The following is a 15,002-nucleotide window of genomic DNA, read 5'->3' on the forward strand; positions in this document are numbered from 1 at the left end:
CGTTGTCGAATTGCAGAAACGGCGCGAACTCGGCCCAGGCATCTGTCCACAGGCTGACGATCGCGGGGGGATTTCAATTCCCATTTCTCGCTGAAGTCAGCGAACCGGTCCAGTGCGGCGGCCTCGGATGGCGCTGTGTAGACGGGTTTGAGGTCAGCGGCGATCTGGACCAGTATTTCCTGCTGGAGTAACGGAAACTGTTCCTTAGGAAGGGCACGCATACTTCGGTGAAGATGCTCGCAGACGACATCAATTCGTTTGTCGCCAACTGGAACCTCGACTGTGTACTCAGTAAGTGGACAGCAACCGCAGACGAGATCATCGACAAGATCTGCAATATCACCTCCCAGATGGCGCACCTGTTCGCCGCCACCGAGATCGCCGATCTCACGCGCCAGGCGGAGTAAATTACAAACAAATCTATCTGCATTAGATGTGCCCCAGACCACATCGATCGATAGCGTTTGGCGCCAACATAGTCACAGCAGTCGGCATAGAGGGTTCGTACCGTATCGGGCGTTCACCTTTCGCTTGCACCAGCGCGCGGAAATCGGGTTGTCCCGCGCGAACACGTTCGTCCGATCAATCGGCGGGATATCGAACACTTGCCGATATTCCACACCAGCCGATATCAGTGTTCTCGGACGTCGTCGGCGTCCGTGCTCATTGCGAGCATCTTCTGAGCTCGCAATGCGTCGAGTTTGTTCTGCAGTGCCGCGGTGACCGCTTCGTACGCGGCTCCTCCCAACACCAGGCGGCGCGGCGCGGGGTCGACTGACGCGGAGTCGATGATCGCGGCGGCGATCCGGACCGGATCACCCGGAATCGCGTGCCGCATCGCCTCCGGTGAGAGACCTCCACCAAGCGCGGCTCGGGTCATCCCCACGACGCCGTCGGCGTAGGCGGGAAGTGGCTGCGCTTGGACTATGTGGGCGTTGAACCCGGTGCGTACGCCGCCCGGCGCGATCAGGGTGACCCCGATCCCGAACGGCGCCACCTCCATCGCCACGGACTCCAGGAAGCCCTCCACACCGAACTTCGTGGCGTTGTAGACGCTCATGGCCGGGTCCGGCACGTGACCACCCGAACTGGACATCTGGATGATGCGCCCACCGCCCTGCGCGCGCAGGCGCGGAACAGTCGCGCGGACGACCCGGATGGCACCCATCAGGTTGACCTCGATCTGCCGCGTGAGCAGATCCTCGGACAGCTCCTCCGCGGCGCCGAGTACGCCGAACCCGGCGCAGGAGAACACCACGTCGATCCGGCCCAAGTCGTTGAATGCCCGGCCGACTTCGTGGTTGACGGTCGCAGCGTCAGTCACGTCGACAGTCGCGGTCCACAGGCGGTCGCCGTACCGATCGACGAGCTCGGCCAAGCCGACCTCAGCTGCCGGCGCGCGATTCGTCGCGGCGACACGATCGCCACGCGCGAGTAGTTGTCGTGTCACTCCAGTCCAAGGCCGGAACCGGCTCCAGTGATGAACCAGGTCGATGAAGCCATTGTCAGCATCCTCTTCGGTGGTATGGGAACGAACATCAACAAAAGTAGTCACCGCCTACAATGTTGTCAATGGGCACATCGTTGGTACGCTGAACGCATGTCATCGAGTCAGGGCCCGTACCACCATGGGAACCTGCGCGCTGCCCTGCTGGACGCGGCGGTACGCAGGATCCGGGAATCCGGTATCGAAGGGCTGTCGCTGCGTGAGCTCGCGCGCGAGCTCGGCGTCAGCCACAGTGCGCCCCGTCGGCACTTTCCCGACAAGCAGTCGTTGCTCGACGCGCTCGCCGTGGTCGGTCTCGACCGCCTTGGTGAGCAGTTGGACGCGGCCCTCGACCACACTGACGAGGACTTCGCCCGCCAGCTGACCGCGTTCGCCACCACGTACGTGCGGTTCGCCAGTAACGGTCCACAGCTGCTCGAGCTGATGTTCCTGCGCAAGGAAGACGCTACGAACCAAGAGCTGCGAGAAGCGAACCAGCGGGCGTTCGGTGCGCCTGTGCGACTGATTGAGGAAGCCTGCAAGCGCGGTCAGATCGATGACTCCGACCGGGATCGCGTCGAGATGGCGATCCTCGCCGTCCTCCAAGGACTCGCCACTCTGGTGGTCGGACGCATGGCCGGTAACCGCTCCATCGACCAATTGGTGACCGGCACTGTTCACGCACTGATCGAAGGACTTCGGCCACGGGACTGAGCGCGGACCGGTCATAAGACCCGGACTGGATGCGGCCCAATCTCGCCATGCTCGAGATCGTCCTCGCCCCACTCGACGACGCCGATCTGAACTCGATCGACAAGCGTGACCTGGACCACCGGCTCGGCCCGCACCCGGACGAATGTGACGGGTGACGACCAACCTGCCGTCGGCGAGCAGGGGCTGGCGTCGTTGGTCACCCGTTCGCCGCCGTTGACGCCTTCGCCGACTCGGCTGCCTGCTTGTCCTGCTGCGGAAGTTCTCCTGAGCCTCGTCGGTTTCGAACAGGTCCATCGTGAGGTCGAGTGCAATGGCGTCCGCCCCGGGCGTCCCGCTCCCCGCCCATGCCTTGAGCAGGGACTTGATCGCGGCGTTCGCCTGCCTGGAGTGGCCGGTGAGCTGCTGGGCGATGGCCCGCACTTCGTGGTCGAGTGCGGACTCAGGGACGACACGGGCCGCGAGGCCGATCCGTCCGGCCTCGACGCCAGTGATCGTCTCGCCGAGCATGACGTGCGCAGCGGCGCGGCCGCGGCCAATGCGTTCGGCCAGGCGCTGGACACCGCCGGCCAGTGGGGCCATGCCGGTCGTCGCCTCCACCCAGGTGAAAGTGGCGTCCTCGGCGGCCACGATCAGGTCGCAGCGAAGGACGAGCTCGTAGTGACCGCTGATCGTCCTGCCCCGGACCGACGCGACCGTGGGCACTCGCAGCGCCTCGATGGCCGCGTACGACTGGTTCACCTCGGCAATGAAGGTGCGGAACCAACTGGCGCTCTTGCCAGGCCATTCAGGTACGTTTCCGCCGGTGCCGAAGTTGGGTCCTTCCGTACGGACGACGAGCACCTTGATGTCACTGTCACTCGCTTCGTGCACGGCATTGGCGAGGTCGTCGGCGAACCGCCGGCCCAGCTCCTGCTCCGGCGGGTTGACCAGGATGATGCTCCCGACCGCGTCCTGTTGTTCGAACCGCACGGTTTTCATGCGTCATGCCTTTCGCCTGCTGATGTCCAATCCCGTGCTGGTGTGAGTCCGCCGGCGTTGAGTGCCCGGTCGGCAGTCAGCGTGTCCTTGTAGAGGTGCATACGGTCGATTTCGCCGTCCTCGACGATCGTGCGCTCCAGGGCAACTTTGCTTTTGCCCGGCGCGAACACCGACCACAGGGTGGTGAAGTACGGTGCGACGTCTTCCCGGCGGGTGCGACGGCCGGTCCAGGGCAGCGTGTCGCTTCCCGGGACGAGCCGGTCGATCCCGGGACGCGAACAGTTCCTGGATGCCGTCCTGGTCCTGCTTGCCGAGACGCTCCAAAAATGCTGTTGCCACGGCCCGCGAGGTCCGCGGATCTGTTGCCATCATTCCTTCCTTTCAACTGGAAATCACGAATTGTTTCGGGTTCTTATCCCTGGAGCAGGAAGTGCTTACCGCTCAGTGGTCCGCCTAGCTGCATGAGCGCACCGCCCGCACGAAGCGCACCGAGATCGACGGGCGCGAAACCCAAGCCGCTGACTGTCCCGGCGAAGGCCGCCTTGGCCGTTTTTCGTCGTCGCCGGCGACGAACACGGCCTGGTTGCCTTCGCCGTGGCGGGGATCGGCGGCCATATAGGAGGCGAACATCGCGTTGAAGGCCTTGAGCAGAGTGACACCCGGCAGCTGTTCGGCCACCCACTCACTGCCGGTCAGCGGCGACACGTCGGCGAAACCACGATAGGGATCGGACTGTGCGAACTGGTTCGTCATGTCCACCACCACCCGCCCCCGTCCAGTCCGCCAACCGTTGCCCGATCGCGGGAACTGCTCCGAACGGGACCGCCAGCAGGATCAGGTCCGCCGCTACTGCTTCCTCGAACGTGGCCGCTGTCACACCAGGTCCGATGGCGGCGACGAGGTCGCCGAGAGTTTCGGGGCCACGGCTGTTGCTCATGCGTACCCGGGTGGCCCGCTCGAGCGGCGTGCCTGGCCACTGCCTGCGCCACCGCTCCCGCGCCAAGAGTGCCGATGGTCATGAATTCCACGGCGGAATGCCTCCTTCGTTATTTGCTGGTTTGCCGGCCGTTGATGTCGAGCAACGCGGCGCCCGTGCCGTTGGTACGCGCGGCGTCGATGGCCGCACGCAGGTCGTCCAGCGGGTACGCGGCGTGCACGGCGAGTAATTCGGGGTGGTGCGCGGCGAGCTCGGCGGCGGCCCGCCGGTCGTCTTCGCGGACGTCGGCGGGACGGGTCATCCAGCGTGAGATGCTCACGGCGCGTACCCGCAGCTCACGTGGCAGCAGGTCCGAGGTCGACAGCGTCCACGGCCGCGCCGCCAGGTCACCCCACACGACCAGGGTTCCCGCGTCGGCGAGGAACGGCAGGATCTCCCGTACGAAACCGCCACCGTGAGCATCGGCGATGACCGGCAGCTGCCTCGCACCAACAAGATCCGCGCAGCTCGCCCTGCCACCCGTCGTTGCCGGTCACCACGACCGGGACGTCGGGGAAGAGCTTGCGTACTGTTGCCGCGGAGCGGTCGCTGCGGACGACCGCGATCACCGGCCAGCGTCGGTCCAGGGCCTGCCGCACGACGAGCTTGCCCACTGCGGACGCCGCCGCGGACACCACGAGAGGGGTGTCGTCGACGGTAGCGGTTGTGCCGCGCAGGTCGCTGACGGCGCGGAGTACGTCTCGCGAGGTGATGGTGTTGACGAGCAGGATGCTCGCGATCTCGTCGCTGACCGTCTCCGGCACGTTCACGGCGGCTTCGGCCGGCACCGTCACGCTTTCGGCCCAGGCACCCGGCGCCGGAAACACCGCGACCCGGTCGCCGACCCGGAGGTTGCACACCGCATCGCCGACCGTGGTCACCACTCCAACAGCCTCGCTGCCCAACCGAACATGACGGGACTCATCAGCCGGGAGCGAGACAGCTTCGGTGCCGACCAGGTCTCCCCTGTGCACGGGCGACAGACTGACCCGCAACTGGATCTCATCGGCCCGTGGCGCCGGCGCGTCCGGAACATCCGCCACCCGAGCCACGGACGCCGCATCACCCGCTTGACTGAAGATCACACTTCTCACGGTTTTTCCTCCGTACTATCCGGATGATTCCAAGCAGACGTAACCATTCTTGTTACATCTATGGCCGCAGGAATCCATCTCCAGTGACCAAGGTGGTCGGTTAAGCGCCTTTCAGAATGTCCCTCAGCACGTCCTCAAGCGTGGTTCTCGCCAACTCCGCGCGCAGTGTGGCCTCAATTCCGTCGTAGACCGCGGCCATCGCCGGTCCGATGCCATTGCCGATAACGCACTCGGGGTCAGGTGGAGATCGGTGCAGGGCGAAGATTGGCCCCGGCTCGATCGCCTCGTACACGTCGAGCAGAGTGATCGCCGCCAAGTCGCGCAACAACGTCCAGCCGGCGCCGGCGCCTCGGCGGGAGTCAGCCAGGCCGGCTTTGCGCAGCTCGGCCAGCAGGCGGCGGATCACCACCGGATTGGTGTTGACACTCGTGGCGATCTGCTCGGAGGTCGCGACCTCGTGGCCGCGACGCTGATAGAGCCCGATCCAGGTCAGGGCATGTGCGGCGACAGTCAGTCGACTGTTGGCGCTCACGTCGGCCTTCGCTTCCCGGTCACGACGTAACCATAAACGTTACGACCGCCCCTCGCAAGCTGCGGGGCGGGCCATGTACCGCACAGCGATATCCGCCAGATTTGAGCCGGCCGCGCGCCCTCTTAGCGCGTTGCCACTTTGTACACGCAACGCAGAGCAGCGATGAGTTTGCTCAGTCGCGGACCGTCCGCGCGGGTGTTCCGACGGACCACGAGGTGGGGCTTGATCTGCTCTGCCACCTCCCAGTGGACATTGGGTAAGAACGCCAACCGGTCCGGCCCGCTGGGCCCGCTCGTGCCCGCGGACGCGGTCGGTGATCTACGTACCGGCTTGAGACGCGGGTGAACAGCCAGTTCGCCCAGGAGGGCGGCAGCGACGAGATGGTCTACGACGTCGGTACGACGCTGTCGTTGATGTCGAAGACGTTCACCCTGCGGCGGGTGACCTCCTCGGGACCGGCACACCGTCGGGCGTGGGCTCCCTCCCGAACGCCGCCATGGCTGTTGAAACCGGGCGACGTCGCGGAGGTCAGTGTGGAGAAGCTGGGGATGATCACGAACACGACCGTTCCGAACAGCGCCCGTAGGGTGTACGCCGATGGTGACCGCCCCATCCCGGACAGGCCTTTCCAACTGACAGCGACCAAGGCTTCCTCGGTAAAAGGTCCCAGAATGCGACGCGACGATCAAGCCCGTTTGCGGTGCCGCATGCGGCGGCGTGGGCGAAGACCTTCCACGAGTGTGTGGATCGTGCCCGAGACGACTGCCTCGATCTTGCGGTCTCCCAGCATTCCGTTGGTGACCAACGACGCCAACCCATGCAACGTCGCCAACACCGCCATCGCTGTCCGGTCAGGATCGTCGCTGTCGATTTCTCCAGTAACGCGCGCAGTTGCGATCAAGGCCTTTGGTGCCGCGAACGCACGGTCGTTGGCTGCGCGCAACGCCACCGCGTCAGGTTGCTCCTTGCGGGCGAGAGATCAACTTCAGCATCGCCGGTCGACGAGTGGCAAATTCAACGTACGTGGCAGCGAAAATCTCCAAACGATCCGTGAAACTGCCCTCGGCTTCGCTCAGTGATTCATCCAGCGCGACGCCGAGCCGCTCCAGTCCTCTGGCCGCCAACGCGTCCAACAGTGCCTGCTTGTCAAGAAAATGCGGGCGGGGCGCACCATGGCTTACTCCGAGTTCGCGCGCCAGTTCCCGCAAGGACAAACCTTGCACACCCGCCACCTCCAGCTTCCGCTCTGCGCGATCCAACAACGCCTCGCGTAAGTTGCCGTGGTGATAAGGGGACCTCTCGGCCGACACGCTCATCATCAAGCGAGCGTATACTCTATATGGTCACTGCCTACATCAACCTGTGCATCCCAGACCTGCACACGCTCACGACGGTGATCGCCGGCCGGGTCGCCGAGCGGGTGCAGATTGGCGATGCCCGAGGGAACGCAGGCCCGCGACCAGGGCGGAGTGGGCGTCCAGGAGTGGCAGGCAACAGCTCGGCTTAGCTGACGCGGTCAGGGCTGGAGCCCTTGCAGGCGCGCGCGTCGACTGTAGCCACCCCTGCCGCGGGCAACCGATTACCAACGACACGGTCTCCACGATCGATGCCTTGACTGCGGCTTCGGGTGCCGTCCGCGTTGCCGACTGAGGGTCAGCGGGGACTGCCAGGACGGCTTGGAGTACGTCGTTCCCACGCTGTTCGGGCGGTGCCGAACGGCATCGGCGGGGGCTTGGTCGGCGTCGTGCCGTTGCCGTTCGACCGGGAGCAGACCCTCAACCAGTACACGTTCCGCGTCATTCTACGCGGCGAGCAGCTCCCGCTTGCTGTCCTTGCCTTCCGGAGGAGCCTGCGGTCTCAGGCGTTGTAGCCGCCGTGGGCGTCGAGGACAGCGCCGGTGATGTACGTGGCGGTGGGGCCGGCGAGGAAGCCGATGGCGGCAGCGATCTCGTCGGGGTGGCCGACGCGCTGGATGGAAAGGCTACTGAGCATCATCTTCAGAACTTCTGGGTCCGGCGCCATCCCGCTCTCCATCAGGCCGGCCTCGACGACGTTCGCGGTGATGCCGCGTGGGCCGAGGTCGCGGGCGACGCCGAGGGTGTACCGCTCTATACCCGACTTGGTCGCGGAGTAGTCGGCCAGGCCGGGGACGCCGACGCGGGTGCCGAGACCGGAGCTGACGGTGATGATCCGGCCGTTGTCCCGGAGTACCTTGACGGCCGCGCGGATGACCGCGATCACCCCGAGGTAGTTGATCGCGTGCATCCGTCCCGCGCCGCGGTGTCGACGTTCGGGTCGTCGACCGTACGGCCCTGCTCGACGGAGATCGCCGCGTTGTTCACCAGGATGTCGAGGCCGCCGTACGCCGCGACGACGTTGTCGATAAGCGCCGGAGCCTGACTCGTGTCTGCGTGATCGATCTGGAAGGCGACCGCCTTCGCGCCGAGTGCCCGCACCTCGTCGATCACGGCCTGCGCCTTGGCCGCGGAACTCGCGTAGGTGAACGCGATGTCCGCGCCCTGTCCGGCCAGCAACCGGACAGTCGAGGCGCCTAGCCCACGGGAGCCTCCGGTGATCAGCGCGACCTTGCCCGCCAGCGGCTTACTCATATCCAACTCCTTGTTGTAATAGTTTTGGTTACATCAATCTCAACATAACACATTTAGTTACGACGGCAACTGTCGCAAACTTTGGTGGTTGCGCCGCCACGGAGGCTGATGAGCGTCAACAGCAGGCTGACTCTGGCCGCCAGTTTTCACCGCTCATTAACATGTAGTCAATACCTACATTGTAGTCATCGACTACACGTGCCCTATGGATCAGACCGCAGACCGCTACCATCACGGAAACAGGGCCTTGCGACGATCGTCGCAAGTGGCATGACCGGTGACCGTCCTGTCGAGACGGTGGTCTCAGGCACAATCCACACGCTCGTCCACGGGCTCCGCGCGCAACGTCCAGGCAAGAACTACGTCGTGACACAGTGACCCACATACCGTAAGGACTCTTCGATCTCGAACGGCTTCATCGGCAGATCCAAACTCAGCCCGTCTACGCGCGAGCTTCAGTATGAATAGCTACCATTCGCTGCTGATCCGCGGTTCACGTCCATGGTCACGACAGACATCATCCTGACTCAGCCAATCAGATTGACGGACAAAGGTCGTCAAGTTCGTGCATCAACGTGTGTTTTTTTCGGTGAAGTCGTACGCGCGGAGGCCATGAATGAACGGCGGCGTTCTGAGATTGCGCGAGCCTCAGTCAGCGACTTTGCGCGAACAACGATCATGTCGGAGCCGTGATCGTTCTCTCTTCTCGAGCGCGGCTGCCGCGCTGACCGCCCCCCCCACCGCCCGTGGCGGCTATTACTGATGGGGTTTGCCGTCACGCGAGGTGATGCTGGCGAAACCAAGGAAGACCAGCTGGTAAAGGACGCGGCCGGGATGACGCGCACGGCGGGCAGCTTTGAGCGCTGCCCGGTGTGCTGTGAGGTGCCGGCCGCGGACGGGGTGGCCGAGGTCGTGTGCCTGGCGGAAGTGCTGGTATCCGGTGGCCCAGTCGCGCACTGCCATGCGTGCCTGTCCGGCTTCCATTTCTTGGTCGTATTCCACGATGTCTTTTTTCTTTTCTCTTCAAGGAAATTGGGGCCGCTCGTCATCGCCCGTCGAATTCGTCGGGATGTGGGCCGAGCCGGCGGTCCTGGTCGAGCTTGTCGATCGAGCAGAGGTCGGCCTCGTCGAGCGGAGCGACGTCGAGGGTGGCGAGGTTGGCCCGGATGCGTGCCTGGTCCTGCGAGCGGGGGATCACGGCTGTGCCGCGCTGCAGGTGCCAGGCCAGCACGACCTGCGCCGTCGTCACTGCTCTTTGGTGGGCGATGTCGAGCAGCACTGGGTCGTTCAGCAGACAGCCCTGCCCGAGTGGTGACCAGGCTTCGGTCACGATTCCGAGTTCGTCATGGAGGGCGCGCAACTCCTGCTGCTGCAGGTATGGGTGTAGTTCGATCTGGTTGACCGCAGGCGTGACTGTCGTCGCCGACAGAAGCTGTCGCAGGTGGTGCGGTTGGAAGTTGGAGACACCGATCGCCCGCGTCAGACCTTCGTCGCGGAGCTGCTCGAGAACCTGGTAGCTCTCGATGAACCGGCCGAGAGCTGGCGCGGGCCAGTGCAGCAGATACAGGTCGACATGGTCGAGAGCCAGCCTGCCGAGACTGGCCAACAGGGCGGGACGGACGGCGTCGCGGCCCTGGTCGTTGTTCCACACCTTGGTGGTGACGAACACCTCGTCCCTGAGCAGGCCCGACGCCGCGATGGCTAGGCCGACACCAGTCTCGTTGGTGTAAGCCGTGGCGGTGTCGACTTTCCGGTAGCCGGCGGCAAACGCTTTCTCGAGAGCCTGGGCCGCAGTCTCGTCGGTCAGGTGTGCGGTACCGAACCCGATGGTCGGCATGGTGACCCCGCGGTCGAGCGTGACAGCGGGAGCGATCAAGTCACTCATCCAATCCTCCAAGTTGCGGCAGGCCTATCTAGACATTGACTACAATATAGATGCCGTCTACATTTGTACAAGTCGGCAACGGCGGACACCACCTGAAGGAGCACCACTCATGACCGGTACGTCCAAGTTCGCCATCCGCTTCCACCACCTCAGCCTCTCCGCGGCTGACCTCGCCGCACAGCAGCGCTGGTACAAGGGGAGCGCTTGCGCGGCCAGGGCTATGGACACTGGGCGCTCGACGACAACCCCGAGGCTCTGCTCGGACTGGACGCGATCCTCGACGACATCTCCGTGTACCGGCTCACCGGCCTGCGGCCTCGTCCGCCCGGCTCTACTGGGAAGGCTTCTCCGCCGCGGCCCCGCCGCTGACCACACTCGACCTGCCCGTAGGAGTGAGTGTCTTCCCCCCGCGAGATCGTCCGGACACCCCGCCTCTGGGCCGAACGCGCCTACCTCATCCTGATCTACTTCAACGACCAAATTCGCGCCGGCGGCACTTCGCGGCATTCGAGAGGACGGCATTGCCGTACTGTTGCAGGAAAACCCGGGCGAAGCCGACCGCGAGGACGTACGTGAAGCTGCCCGGATCTGCCCCGCGCTGGCGATTGCCGTGAGCGTCCAGTGAACTCACTGGACCGGATCGTCGTTGCACTCACCTGGAACGTGCCGCGCCAAGCTCGGCTGCTCCGGCAACACGCCATCGCCCGCAGCCAACTTCGATCCGCTACTCGCGAAACGCATCTCTCTGAGAGGCGGCACCCGACATGCGCGCCCCTATAGCCGCGAACCGGACCATCGTTGACCACAATGGCGGAGTGTCGGATCGGACAGAGCCGGTCGAGTCGAGGCTGTGCAACCGGTGGGGCGAAGGTGAGCACCTACACACTGAGATCCTCGCCGGTGCCAGCCAGTTGCTGTCCGACCTCGGCGGCGAGGACGGCGTCACCATTCGCGGCGTCGCGCGTGCCGTCGTGGTCGCCCCAGCCAGCATCTACGAACACTTCAAGGACCGGGCCGCTCTCATCGACGACATTAGAGAGCACCTCGTGCAGCAGTTGCGTACGGCGATCGCCGCCGCGGACGCGAGCGTCGCACCTGACGACGCGATCGGCCGGGCACGTGCTCAAGCGGGTGCCTACTGCGAGTACGGCTACACCCACGCTGCCCATTATCGGCTGATCATCGATACCCCGCCCACGTACTCCACCGGCTGTACCAACAGCTCCGTTCGCGGCGTCCTCGATGACCTCACCCAGGCGTTTCAACGCTGCGCCGACGCCGGCCACTGCCTACGCCTGTCCAAGCACAATCGGCCGCCCACGCTTATGTCAGTGCGCACGGGCTGGTCGCGCTCTTCGTGGCAACCCTGGGCCGCGGCGACGACGAGGCGGACAAAGTGATCGAGGAGCGGCTCCCTGGATTCCTCGACGAAATCTTTTCCTTTTACTGAGTGAATAGCACGGTCACGTACACCGTCGTCTTGAGCACTCACCGGCTGACGGAATATCCATTTCTTGGCAGGCCCCAGTGGTCTGTCGTTCACGCACCATTTTCCGTTGGAGACACGATTTCCATGAAAAAAACAACGGGCACCGGGCGACCCAGCGGGCTGATCGTGGCAGCACTCGCCTTGGCCGGCATCGTCGTGTCGGTCATGATGACCCTGGTCGTTCCGCTGGTGCCGAGCCTGCACACGCTGCTGCACACAAGTCGGGCCGATGCGGCCTGGGTACTGACGATCACCCTGCTGGCCTCGGCGGTTTTCACGCCGGTGGCGGGCCGACTCGGTGACATGTTCGGCAAACGGCGGATAATCGTTATCGCCCTGACCGCGCTGATCGCCGGGTCCATCGTCTGCGCGGTTTCGGCCTCACTTCTTCCGGTGTTGATCGGTCGCGCCCTGCAAGGCTGCGCGCTTTCAGCAATACCGCTGGGAATCAGCATCATGCGAGACGTCCTTCCGGCGGACCGGGTCGGTTCGGCGATGGGGCTGATGAGCTCATCGCTTGGCGTGGGGGGGCGCGCTCGCATTGCCGGTCGCCGCTGTCGTGGTGCAGTACGCGAACTGGCATTTTCTGTTTGTGGGAGCCGCCGTCATCGGCACACTCGGCATGCTGTTCGTGCTGCTGGTCGTACCCGAATCACCGCTGCGTACGCGGGGAAAGTTCGACTTCGCCGGGGCGGTCGGCTTGTCCGTCGCGCTCGTACTGCTGCTGCTGGGCATCTCCAAAGGCAGCGAATGGGGCTGGACCAGCCTGCCTACCCTCGTCTGCCTCGTCCTCGCGGTCATCGTGCTGATCGGTTGGGGGTTGTTTGAGCTGAGGACCACCGACCCGCTCGTCGATCTGCGTACTACCGGGAAACGACAGGTCCTGCTGACCAACCTCGCCGCGATCAGCACCGGATTCGTGATGTTCGCCATCCAACTGGTGCCCATCCAGCTGCTCCAGCTGCCGACCGCCACCGGTTTCGGATTCGGCTTCCCGCTGGCAGTAGCTGGCCTGTTGATGATGCCCACCGGCATCATGATGCTCTTATCCTCGCCGTTGGCCGCCCGGGTCAGCGCCAGGTACGGCCCAAAAACCTCGCTCCTGACGGGCCTCGCCATTCTCGCCGCCAGCTATCTCGCCGCGCAGGCGCTGATTGGCCAAGCGTGGGGAATCGTCGCGACCGGCGCGCTCATCGGGCTGGCGATCGGGTTCACCTTCGCCGCGATGCCCGGACTCATCAACGCCGCAGTACCGCGATCGGAAACCGCGTCCGCCAATGGCATCAACACGCTGATGCGCTCCATCGGCAGCTCCATCGCCAGCGCCGTCTTCGGCGCGATCCTGGCCCAGCTGACCATCCCGTTCGCACACACTCTGATCCCCAGCCTGGCCGGATTCCGCACCGCCTACCTCATCGCCTTCGTCGGCGCGCTGTTGGCTATCGGCATTGCCATCCTCATCCCCGGCCAAGGCAACAAAACCGCACCTCGTCAGGTGACGGCCGAACACGCCAAACCGTTCATGGCGGATCACCACCTGAAATGCGACTGAGGTGCTGGGTCAGGATCGCGCGGTGGCGCGCGCGCGGGCGGTGCCGACGCCGATCGAGCCGTTGACAGAGCCAGCGACAAAGTGGACTGGTACGGGCGCCAACTACTTGCCAGACAAAGCGTTCCGGCAAACAAAACACCGCGTGAGCGGGATACGACCGATGACGTACGCCAGCAGTCGCTCTCGGCACGACGTGCGGGTCACTGAAACAGGGAGGGTGGCACTGAACAATCGACACCTGTTCAGGGCCCTCGCCCTCGACGTCGACACAAACGAGCGAGTCCGTCCCCGCTGATGGGCCTGGTGGTCGGCGACAGGCACGTCCGGCGGCCAATCCAAGGCTACGGTGGCCGTCCGGTGTCGTACGCGTCCTATCGGCTGCCGCTGGACCGGCTGGGCCGCCTTGCTCGGCGAGGCCGGGTTCACCATCACCGCGCGGGTTCTCCAGGACCGGGCGAGCGGGAGAAGCCGCAGAGTGGCTACCTCATGGCTCGCAAACCCACGTAGTTCCTGGGGTGCCGCGCACCCAGGAAGATGTGCCCTTCCGGTGCCGCCGCGGATGCCGCAGTCTTGTAGTAACAGAACCGATCCGAGGCGGGAAGACCGAGATGACAACGCGCGCGCAGGTGGAGACTTGGGTCAAGAAGTACATAGAGGCTTGGGAGACGGCAGCGCCGGAGGATATTGAGGCGCTGTTTGCCGAAGGCGCAGAATACCACGAATGGCCGTACGAAACGTCGTGGGTCGGCCGTGCGGAGATTGTGGAGGGCTGGCTCAGCAGGCAACAGTGGCAGGAGGGTGGTTGGAGTTTTGACTGGAAGATTCTGATGATCACTGGTGACACGGCAGCGGTCCGTGGCACCGGTGTCTACAAAAAGCTGGGCACCTTTGAGAATCTTTGGACCGTGACCTTCGACGACGACGGTCGGTGCGTCATGTTTCGCATGTGGAACAACCAAATCTGACTCAGAGTCAGATCAGCGCCAGCAGTGCGTCGGCGCTTTTGCTGCCCGGTTCCGGAGTGCCGACCAGGAGTTGCTGGCCGGGTGCGTCGTGGACATCGAAAGTCTGATAGGTCAGCTCGATCCGGCCGGCTTCCGGATGGACGAACACCTTGAACGCGCGGGTCAGACTGCCGACGCTCTGCTCTTCCCAGAGCGTACGGAAGTCGGCCGAGCTGTCGAGCATCTCGCTGACCAGGCCGCTGATCCCCGGATCTTTGGGGTAATAGCCGGAATTCAACCGTAGAGCATCCACCGAACTGCGCGCCACCATCGTCCACTGAACAAAAACCGCTCGTGCCTGCGGGTGTTCAAAAAGCACCCGGATCATGTTCTGCGTACCGGCGAACGGTGCCAGCAACGCGGACGCGATGGCGTTGGTGGCCAGCACATCAAAGGCAGGACCCAGAACGTACGCAGCCGACGTGGGAAAAGATTCGAGCAGCTGTAGAAGTGACGGGTCCACTCGGTCGCGGGAACTGGCTGGCGCCATGCGCGGGCCGAGCCCAGCCAGCCGGTAGAGATGCCCGCGGGCGTCGCCATCGAGCCGTAGCGCGCGACCGATCGCGTCGATCACCTGGGCGGACGGATTGCGCTCGCGGCCCTGCTCCAGGCGGGCGTAGTAGTCGGCTGACGACGCCGGCGAGCACCGCGACTTCCTCACGCCGCAGCCCGGCGACCCGCCT

Annotated in this window: 21 protein-coding genes and 4 pseudogenes; 8 read left to right on the forward strand and 17 right to left on the reverse strand. The window is 64.5% G+C overall.

The genetic code is table 11. The features are described 5' to 3' along the window. Window positions 1–4 precede the first annotated feature (4 nt). A pseudogene (locus tag GNX96_RS67055) lies at window positions 5–217 on the reverse strand (transposase); the annotation flags it as partial. A gap of 16 nt (window positions 218–233) precedes the next feature. On the opposite strand from GNX96_RS67055, the gene GNX96_RS03925 reads away from it, so the two are divergent. Continuing rightward, on the forward strand, window positions 234–407 hold the full coding sequence (locus GNX96_RS03925; protein ID WP_163567028.1) for a hypothetical protein: 174 nt from the start codon (window positions 234–236) through the stop codon (window positions 405–407). A 224-nt stretch (window positions 408–631) separates the two neighbouring features. On the opposite strand, the gene GNX96_RS03930 is transcribed toward GNX96_RS03925, so the two are convergent. Beyond that, entirely contained in the window at window positions 632–1,555 is a 924-nt protein-coding gene (locus GNX96_RS03930) for an SDR family oxidoreductase (RefSeq protein ID WP_313885574.1), read from the reverse strand. A 45-nt stretch (window positions 1,556–1,600) separates the two neighbouring features. Here GNX96_RS03930 and GNX96_RS62435 point away from each other — a divergent pair, with 45 nt between their 5' ends. Continuing rightward, entirely contained in the window at window positions 1,601–2,200 is a 600-nt protein-coding gene (locus GNX96_RS62435) for a TetR/AcrR family transcriptional regulator (protein WP_344313700.1), read from the forward strand. Between the two features lie 270 nt (window positions 2,201–2,470). Here GNX96_RS62435 and GNX96_RS62440 read toward each other — a convergent pair. The 7 genes and pseudogenes from GNX96_RS62440 to GNX96_RS03965 all read right to left on the reverse strand — a co-directional run. Further along, window positions 2,471–3,178 (reverse strand): annotated as a pseudogene (locus GNX96_RS62440) (enoyl-CoA hydratase/isomerase family protein); the annotation flags it as partial. Next, complete coding sequence (locus GNX96_RS48605) at window positions 3,175–3,348, reverse strand: hypothetical protein (RefSeq protein WP_279579285.1); 174 nt, start codon at window positions 3,346–3,348, stop codon at window positions 3,175–3,177. The pseudogene GNX96_RS62440 and the gene GNX96_RS48605, both read right to left, overlap by 4 nt. Before the next feature lie 283 nt (window positions 3,349–3,631). Beyond that, complete coding sequence (locus tag GNX96_RS48610) at window positions 3,632–3,931, reverse strand: NAD(P)-binding domain-containing protein (RefSeq protein ID WP_279579321.1); 300 nt, start codon at window positions 3,929–3,931, stop codon at window positions 3,632–3,634. Then, window positions 3,861–4,115, reverse strand: a complete 255-nt coding sequence (locus GNX96_RS48615) for an NAD(P)-binding domain-containing protein (protein ID WP_279579286.1) — start codon at window positions 4,113–4,115, stop codon at window positions 3,861–3,863. Before GNX96_RS48615 ends, GNX96_RS48610 begins: the two co-directional genes overlap by 71 nt. A gap of 109 nt (window positions 4,116–4,224) precedes the next feature. After that, window positions 4,225–4,512 (reverse strand): MDR/zinc-dependent alcohol dehydrogenase-like family protein, encoded by a 288-nt coding sequence (locus GNX96_RS03955; RefSeq protein ID WP_163567030.1) that lies wholly within the window; start codon window positions 4,510–4,512, stop codon window positions 4,225–4,227. Then, window positions 4,502–5,248 (reverse strand): alcohol dehydrogenase catalytic domain-containing protein, encoded by a 747-nt coding sequence (locus tag GNX96_RS03960; protein WP_163567031.1) that lies wholly within the window; start codon window positions 5,246–5,248, stop codon window positions 4,502–4,504. Before GNX96_RS03960 ends, GNX96_RS03955 begins: the two co-directional genes overlap by 11 nt. Window positions 5,249–5,348: 100 nt before the next feature. Next, the gene (locus GNX96_RS03965; protein WP_163567032.1) at window positions 5,349–5,780 is read right to left on the reverse strand and encodes an Rrf2 family transcriptional regulator; all 432 of its coding nucleotides are present in this window, start codon (window positions 5,778–5,780) and stop codon (window positions 5,349–5,351) included. A 380-nt stretch (window positions 5,781–6,160) separates the two neighbouring features. Here GNX96_RS03965 and GNX96_RS62445 point away from each other — a divergent pair. Next, window positions 6,161–6,283: pseudogene (locus GNX96_RS62445) on the forward strand (hypothetical protein); the annotation flags it as partial. A gap of 182 nt (window positions 6,284–6,465) precedes the next feature. Here GNX96_RS62445 and GNX96_RS48625 read toward each other — a convergent pair. From GNX96_RS48625 to GNX96_RS03990, 6 genes are all read right to left on the reverse strand, one after another. Continuing rightward, entirely contained in the window at window positions 6,466–6,729 is a 264-nt protein-coding gene (locus tag GNX96_RS48625) for a hypothetical protein (RefSeq protein ID WP_279579288.1), read from the reverse strand. Between the two features lie 4 nt (window positions 6,730–6,733). Further along, entirely contained in the window at window positions 6,734–7,096 is a 363-nt protein-coding gene (locus GNX96_RS48630; RefSeq protein WP_279579289.1) for a TetR/AcrR family transcriptional regulator, read from the reverse strand. 541 nt (window positions 7,097–7,637) lie between these two features. After that, window positions 7,638–8,045, reverse strand: a complete 408-nt coding sequence (locus GNX96_RS48635) for an SDR family NAD(P)-dependent oxidoreductase (protein ID WP_279579290.1) — start codon at window positions 8,043–8,045, stop codon at window positions 7,638–7,640. Continuing rightward, complete coding sequence (locus GNX96_RS48640) at window positions 8,018–8,389, reverse strand: SDR family NAD(P)-dependent oxidoreductase (RefSeq protein ID WP_279579291.1); 372 nt, start codon at window positions 8,387–8,389, stop codon at window positions 8,018–8,020. The genes GNX96_RS48635 and GNX96_RS48640 overlap by 28 nt, the downstream gene beginning before the upstream one ends. Before the next feature lie 756 nt (window positions 8,390–9,145). Beyond that, on the reverse strand, window positions 9,146–9,391 hold the full coding sequence (locus GNX96_RS03985) for a DUF3703 domain-containing protein (RefSeq protein ID WP_163567033.1): 246 nt from the start codon (window positions 9,389–9,391) through the stop codon (window positions 9,146–9,148). A 43-nt stretch (window positions 9,392–9,434) separates the two neighbouring features. Continuing rightward, entirely contained in the window at window positions 9,435–10,274 is an 840-nt protein-coding gene (locus GNX96_RS03990) for an aldo/keto reductase (protein WP_163567034.1), read from the reverse strand. A gap of 204 nt (window positions 10,275–10,478) precedes the next feature. On the opposite strand from GNX96_RS03990, the gene GNX96_RS03995 reads away from it, so the two are divergent. After that, a complete protein-coding gene (locus GNX96_RS03995) occupies window positions 10,479–10,643 on the forward strand; it encodes a hypothetical protein (protein ID WP_163567035.1) in 165 nt (54 codons plus the stop codon). A gap of 100 nt (window positions 10,644–10,743) precedes the next feature. On the opposite strand, the gene GNX96_RS48645 is transcribed toward GNX96_RS03995, so the two are convergent. Further along, window positions 10,744–10,905, reverse strand: a complete 162-nt coding sequence (locus tag GNX96_RS48645; protein ID WP_279579292.1) for a hypothetical protein — start codon at window positions 10,903–10,905, stop codon at window positions 10,744–10,746. A gap of 184 nt (window positions 10,906–11,089) precedes the next feature. Here GNX96_RS48645 and GNX96_RS04005 point away from each other — a divergent pair, with 184 nt between their 5' ends. The 4 genes and pseudogenes from GNX96_RS04005 (at window position 11,090) to GNX96_RS04015 (ending at window position 14,280) form a co-directional block, all read left to right on the forward strand. Beyond that, on the forward strand, window positions 11,090–11,674 hold the full coding sequence (locus tag GNX96_RS04005; RefSeq protein WP_279579293.1) for a TetR family transcriptional regulator: 585 nt from the start codon (window positions 11,090–11,092) through the stop codon (window positions 11,672–11,674). Between the two features lie 257 nt (window positions 11,675–11,931). Further along, a pseudogene (locus GNX96_RS48650) lies at window positions 11,932–12,234 on the forward strand (MFS transporter); the annotation flags it as partial. A gap of 46 nt (window positions 12,235–12,280) precedes the next feature. Then, complete coding sequence (locus GNX96_RS04010) at window positions 12,281–13,315, forward strand: MFS transporter (protein ID WP_279579294.1); 1,035 nt, start codon at window positions 12,281–12,283, stop codon at window positions 13,313–13,315. A 608-nt stretch (window positions 13,316–13,923) separates the two neighbouring features. Beyond that, window positions 13,924–14,280, forward strand: coding sequence for a nuclear transport factor 2 family protein (locus tag GNX96_RS04015; RefSeq protein WP_163567037.1), 357 nt, complete (start codon window positions 13,924–13,926; stop codon window positions 14,278–14,280). Between the two features lie 7 nt (window positions 14,281–14,287). Here the strand turns inward: GNX96_RS04015 and GNX96_RS04020 are convergent, their stop codons facing one another. Continuing rightward, entirely contained in the window at window positions 14,288–14,980 is a 693-nt protein-coding gene (locus tag GNX96_RS04020; protein WP_279579295.1) for a helix-turn-helix transcriptional regulator, read from the reverse strand. Window positions 14,981–15,002: the final 22 nt, after the last annotated feature.

Origin of the sequence: Fodinicola feengrottensis (assembly GCF_010993775.1) — a bacterium.
GTDB classification, from domain to species: domain Bacteria; phylum Actinomycetota; class Actinomycetes; order Mycobacteriales; family HKI-0501; genus Fodinicola; species Fodinicola feengrottensis.